Genomic DNA, 5,328 nt, shown 5'->3' with positions numbered 1-5,328 from the left:
CCCGGGACACGGTCAGCACGAGCTGAGCCCAACCGCAGTCCGCGCCTCCAGTGCCTGCCGCCACCGCACGATCAGCTGCTGGTTCCGGGTCCCTGCGAGTCGGCCCAAGAAGCGCGCTGCGGACGGGACGCGGAGGCGCGGCGGCCCTTCAGGAGACCTGGGCGCCCCGCCACGGGCCGTTCTCGCCCGGGCGCGCTGGCCCTGCACGTGCGCCTCGTGAACTCCGCGCCTCTGCGCGCTGGGTTCCACGGGAATGCCCTCGGCCGCGGACTGGAGCAGCGCGTCATCCCGCGGTGCCGAAATTTCCGAGACCAGCCCCATGCCGGCGTACTCCCGCACTGCTGCGATCCCGGCCACCGCCGCCGGCAGGTCTGGAAAGGGCCTGGAGAGGGCCATGACGGTCCCGTCCGGGGCCGTCAGTCGAAATCGGTAGGACGTGTCGGTATCGGTGAACAGTTCGAACATGCCTGTCATAGAACCCTCCTGGAAGCCGGGACCCGATTGTTCCCGGCGACGCCGTTGTCACCGGGAACAGCCTGAATCCACCCGAACGATGCCAGTCACTCGTACCGGCCGAATCGAATTGATGAATTCATGAAAGTCTGAACTATGCAACTCACCTGCGCAAGAGGTACCACCCTGTCTGGCGGCGGCGACGACACTGCAGCGGTCCGGCGCTACGATATGTAAGCGGGCTGACCAAATCATGGGTGTGCGAGACAGACTTTTCTGTCTTGCTCGTGCTAGTTTTCCTGTCGCCGGGGTCTGCACAGACGCGCGGTTCAGAATAGTTGAATGTGAAGGAGGGAGGCCCCAATGCCGGATGATCTTCCTGCAAGTCCGGTCCAGACCGATGTGAAGGCAGAACTGTTCAAGGCCATGGGCCACCCTGCCCGAATCCAGTTGCTGGAAATGCTCGCCGACGGACCAGTTGCCGTAAGCCGGCTGCGCGACAACACGGGCCTTGAGCCGTCAAACCTCTCCCAACATTTGAGCATTCTCCGCCGCCAGCGCCTGATTGTCCCCTCACGGCGCGAGGGCAGGTTGTTCTATGAACTGGCCAGCCCTGAGGTTAATGTCCTGCTCGCGGCCGCCCGATCCCTGCTCGGATCTCTCCTGGTCACCACCCGGATGACCCTGAGCCCCATGGCTGAAGAGCCTGAAGAAGCAATCCGCTAAATACCGGCGCACGACGGACTATGGACAACATCGATCGACCGGCATGGACGCGTCCGGACTAAAACCAGTAGGGGTAGCAATGGCTCACGCCGAGAACGAGACCACCATCAACCGATCTCCGGAGGACGTCTATGCGTTCCTCGCGGATGGACTGAATAACCGCGCATGGCGCTCCGGGGTTCAGGACATAACACTGAAGAGTGGAACACCCGGGGACCTCGGTGCCGTGTACAGCCAGACTCTCTCGGGCCCCGGGGGCCGGCCGATCGTCGGGGACTACGAAATCACCGCGGCGGACCCCGGAAAGCTCCTGGGCTTCCAGGTGGTGGCCGGTCCGGCCCGTCCGGCCGGTGCGTACCGGCTCAGTGAAGCGCCGGGCGGAACGACTGTTCGTTTCAGCCTGGACCTGGAGCCCAAGGGACTCATGAAGCTCGTGGGCCCGGTGATTGTCCGCACCATGAATGCCGAGGTCGCTCAGTTGACCAATCTTAAGAACGTTCTCGAATCCGCCTAGATGAAGGCGCAGGGCGTTCATTCTTGAGTGTGACCCGTCCGTAGCTGAAGCCATCAAGTGGCAAGCACGAACACGTCCCCCTGATGTTCCACCAGGGCGCATCAAACCAGAATGATGCGCGGCGTCTGGAAGGTAACGGTGAAGAAAGGACCATCCTCATGGCTCGCATTTTCATCACAGGCTCTACCGACGGACTTGGCCTCGCCACCGCCCGGACGCTCCTGAACGGCGGCGACGAGGTCCTGTTGCACGCCCGCTCCAGGGAACGCGCCTCCTCCCTCGATGAACTCGCGCCGCTTGCCATCGGCATCGTGATCGGTGACCTCAGCAGGGCCTCCGAAACCCGGGAACTGGCGGCGCAGGTGAACGCTTACGGGCGGATGGACGCCGTCATCCATAACGCAGGCGTCTACCTCTCGCCGGGGCGAGTCGCGACCCCGGAGGGACACTCCCGCACCCTGGCCGTCAACGTTCTGGCGCCCTACATTCTCACCGCGCTGATCGAGCGGCCGCACCGGCTGATCTACCTCAGCAGCGGGATGCACCGCGCGGCCAGCAGCAACCTCCCGGACATCGATTGGACCCGACGGCGCTGGGACGCCAGCGCGGCCTACTCCGAGAGCAAGCTCTACGTTTCCGCGCTCTCCGCTGCCGTCGCCCGGCAGTGGACCGACGTGCTCAGCAACTCCGTTGACCCCGGCTGGGTGCCCACCAAGATGGGCGGCGCCGGCGCCCCCGACGACCTCGCCATGGGCCAGGACACCCAGGGCTGGCTCGCCGTCAGCCCTGACCCCGCCGTCCAGGTCTCCGGAATGTACTGGCATCACCGCCGGCCGCGGAAGCCGGCTCCGGAGGTCACCGACGCTGATTTCCAGGACAAGCTCACCGAGAAACTCGCCGAACTCACCGGCATCATGCTCTTCTGAAGCGAAACATCGACCCGGCCCCACCGGCACCCACAGGTAGGTAGTCCCGGCCGGCGGGTCAGGTGACCCAAAGTATCCCCAACCCGTCCCTATCGTGAGCTCCACTTGTCGGCTTAGGCTGGTCGCATTCTATGAACGCAGTTGAGCATCGAACACCGCCGGCATCTGGAAGTCCGGCAGCTGGTTCGAGGGGGCCGGAAGGAGGCCGGGATGACGCCGGCGGACAGGACGTGGACACCCGAGGACCAGGGCTGGCTCCGGGAAAACCTGCGTGAGGCCATCGACCATCTGGTGGAGATGGGGTACACGGTGCGTGGGGGGCAAGGCGAAGATCCGGAACTGATTCACCCCGGCGGCTCGGCCGTACAGACGTGGCGGGAAGACTACCCCTACGAGCAACGGATGTCCCGCGAAGAGTACGAGCTGGAGAAATACCGGCTGCAGGTTGAACTGCTGAAGTTCCAGTACTGGGGCCAGGACCAGGAGCTCAGGCACGTGATCGTCTTTGAGGGCCGGGATGCGGCCGGCAAGGGCGGAACAATCAAGCGCTTCACTGAGCACCTGAATCCCCGCTCGGCCCGGGCAGTGGCATTGAGTAAACCCTCTGACCGTGAACTGGGCCAGTGGTATTTCCAGCGCTACATCCAGCACCTGCCCACGGCCGGGGAGATCGTGATGTTCGACCGCTCCTGGTACAACCGGGCAAATGTGGAGCGGGTCATGGGCTTCTGCACGGAGCAGGAGTTCGACACCTTTATGGTTCAGGCCCCGCTCTTCGAGCGGATGCTCGTGGACTCCGGGATCCACCTGACCAAGTTCTGGTTCTCGGTGACCCGCCACGAGCAGCGCACCCGTTTTGCGATCCGGCAGATAGACCCGGTGCGGCGCTGGAAACTCTCGCCCATCGATCTCGCCTCCCTGGACCGGTGGGAGGAGTACACAGCCGCCAAGGAGGAGACATTCCTGCGGACCGACACCGACCATGCGCCGTGGATCACCATCAAGTTCAATGACAAGAAGCGGGGTCGGATCAACGCCATGCGCTACTTCCTCAACCAGTTCGACTACGAGGACAAGGACACATCCGTGGTCCACAGCCCCGACCGGCTGATCGTGCGCCGCGGCCGCGAAGCCGCCGGCGACTAGCGGCCGGCTCGCGGTCGGCGGATGCGCTGTCGCACGGATGCGTCGCGCTCACGGTGGGATCCCAGCAGAAGATGGCAACATGGGGACATGACTCCTGCACACGGTTCTTCCGGCCTTTTCCGGCGTCCCCAGCCCATCAAACCCAAGGCGGGCCAAGAATCGGTGTGGGACTACCCGCGGCCGCCGAGGGTCGAGCCCCGATCCGAACGGGTTACCGTGCGGCTTGGCGGGCAGGTGATTGCCGACACCACCGATGCAGTGCGCGTCCTGGAGACAAGTCACCCGCCTGTCTACTACTTGCCGTTGGACTCATTCCCTGCCGGTGTACTCATCCCGGTCGGGGGCACCAGCTTCTGCGAGTTCAAGGGAGAAGCGCACTACTTCGACGTCGTTGCCGGCGGCGTCGTCGTTCCCCGTGGCGGGTGGACCTACCCCGAACCAACCCGGGGTTTCGGGGCGCTCAGCACCCGAGTGGCCCTCTACCCGGCTCACATGGACTCCTGCCAAGTCAACGGCGAGCAGGTGACCTTCCAGGAAGGTGACTTCTACGGCGGTTGGATCACCACGCAGATCGTTGGTCCGTTCAAAGGCGGCCCTGGCACGGCCGGGTGGTGAGCACATCGCCCTCGCGCCGGCAAGACTTGCTGACTGTGCGTGTGGCGACTCAGCCGGTGCGCGCTCTGGCGGCTGGATGCCCGTTGTGCCCCGCCTTGCCGGCGTGATAGCTTTCCGGTGATCGTGATCAATCTTCAGGAGGTGAGACCCATGAACGCAGTATCCGTAATGGGCGCTCCCCCGAAGTCCACGGTCGCGCGACTGAAGTAGTCGTCTCCGGGAGTGCCGCAAGGCAAATTCGCGAAAGGCGACTCCCATGAACACAACACCTTCTTCAACTCCGCGCATCCATTCGACGACGGCCTCCGGTGCCATTGCAGTGACGTGGACACCACAGCCCCGAAATTGGCCCGTTCCCGGCCAACAGGCCCACGCCGCACGACAGACCGACAGCTCACGCAAGCGGGCCTTGGTGCTCGCCGGCGCCGGAGCGGCAGGCAATGCGTGGGAGCTCGGTCTCATCGCCGGCCTGTCCGAGGCCGGCATCGATGTCACCGAGGCCGACCTCATCATCGGGACATCGGCAGGATCGACAGTGGCTGCCCAGATCACCAGCGGGACTCGGCCGGCCGAACTGTATGCCGCCATCCTCGCCGAGGTGCCTCGGCCACAAGCCGGCCACTCCGGACCGGACAGGGGACGCGCTCCGAATTTCTCGGGGCAAACCTACCTGGAGTGGTCCAACGGAATCATTGGTTCTGCTGCGGATGCCTCCGACATGCGCCGCAGGATGGGCGCCGCGGCACTCGAGATGGAAGCTTCGGACGGCTCTGCCCAGATGCGCTGGCGCGACATCGTCGCGGCCCGGCTTCCCAGCCGGCACTGGCCGCAACAGCCCGTGCTGATCACGGCCGTTGATGCGGATACCGGGGACCCGGTCGTGTTCGACCGCCACAGCGGAATCGATCTCGTGGACGCCGTCGCCGCCAGCACCAGCAACGGCTACCG

The 5,328-nt window shown here is 64.7% G+C and carries 7 protein-coding genes; 6 read left to right on the top strand and 1 reads right to left on the bottom strand.

Annotation, left to right across the window (positions count from 1 at the left end):
• Positions 1-12: 12 nt before the first annotated feature.
• On the bottom strand, positions 13-474 hold the full coding sequence (locus Y706_RS30085) for a YegP family protein (protein WP_043435504.1): 462 nt from the start codon (positions 472-474) through the stop codon (positions 13-15).
• A gap of 342 nt (positions 475-816) precedes the next feature.
• Here Y706_RS30085 and Y706_RS0108590 point away from each other — a divergent pair, with 342 nt between their 5' ends.
• From Y706_RS0108590 to Y706_RS27975, 6 genes are all read left to right on the top strand, one after another.
• Positions 817-1,179 carry an ArsR/SmtB family transcription factor gene (locus Y706_RS0108590; protein WP_028276286.1) on the top strand — a complete coding sequence of 121 codons (363 nt, stop codon included), beginning with the start codon at positions 817-819 and terminating at the stop codon, positions 1,177-1,179.
• Between the two features lie 79 nt (positions 1,180-1,258).
• The gene (locus tag Y706_RS0108585) at positions 1,259-1,693 is read left to right on the top strand and encodes an SRPBCC family protein (protein ID WP_028276285.1); all 435 of its coding nucleotides are present in this window, start codon (positions 1,259-1,261) and stop codon (positions 1,691-1,693) included.
• 158 nt (positions 1,694-1,851) lie between these two features.
• Positions 1,852-2,619, top strand: a complete 768-nt coding sequence (locus Y706_RS0108580; RefSeq protein ID WP_028276284.1) for an SDR family NAD(P)-dependent oxidoreductase — start codon at positions 1,852-1,854, stop codon at positions 2,617-2,619.
• A 210-nt stretch (positions 2,620-2,829) separates the two neighbouring features.
• Complete coding sequence (ppk2, locus tag Y706_RS0108575) at positions 2,830-3,765, top strand: polyphosphate kinase 2 (protein WP_028276283.1); 936 nt, start codon at positions 2,830-2,832, stop codon at positions 3,763-3,765.
• 87 nt (positions 3,766-3,852) lie between these two features.
• Complete coding sequence (locus Y706_RS0108570) at positions 3,853-4,380, top strand: DUF427 domain-containing protein (RefSeq protein WP_028276282.1); 528 nt, start codon at positions 3,853-3,855, stop codon at positions 4,378-4,380.
• Positions 4,381-4,636: 256 nt separating this feature from the next.
• Positions 4,637-5,328: patatin-like phospholipase family protein (locus tag Y706_RS27975; RefSeq protein ID WP_216699118.1), on the top strand; the 692-nt coding region annotated here is incomplete at its 3' end.

Source organism: Arthrobacter sp. I3 (genome assembly GCF_000520575.1).
Classification (GTDB): Bacteria; Actinomycetota; Actinomycetes; order Actinomycetales; family Micrococcaceae; genus Arthrobacter; species Arthrobacter humicola_A.
Note: the sequence above shows the minus strand (reverse complement) of the source record. Positions and strands in the feature narration are given on the sequence as shown.

Excerpts from the sequence above, each read along its gene's own strand:
- Y706_RS30085 (WP_043435504.1), bottom strand. The coding sequence starts at position 474 with ATGACAGGCATGTTCGAACTGTTCACCGATACCGACACGTCCTACCGA.
- Y706_RS0108590 (WP_028276286.1), top strand. The coding sequence starts at position 817 with ATGCCGGATGATCTTCCTGCAAGTCCGGTCCAGACCGATGTGAAGGCA.
- Y706_RS0108585 (WP_028276285.1), top strand. The coding sequence starts at position 1,259 with ATGGCTCACGCCGAGAACGAGACCACCATCAACCGATCTCCGGAGGAC.
- Y706_RS0108580 (WP_028276284.1), top strand. The coding sequence starts at position 1,852 with ATGGCTCGCATTTTCATCACAGGCTCTACCGACGGACTTGGCCTCGCC.
- ppk2 (WP_028276283.1), top strand. The coding sequence starts at position 2,830 with ATGACGCCGGCGGACAGGACGTGGACACCCGAGGACCAGGGCTGGCTC.
- Y706_RS0108570 (WP_028276282.1), top strand. The coding sequence starts at position 3,853 with ATGACTCCTGCACACGGTTCTTCCGGCCTTTTCCGGCGTCCCCAGCCC.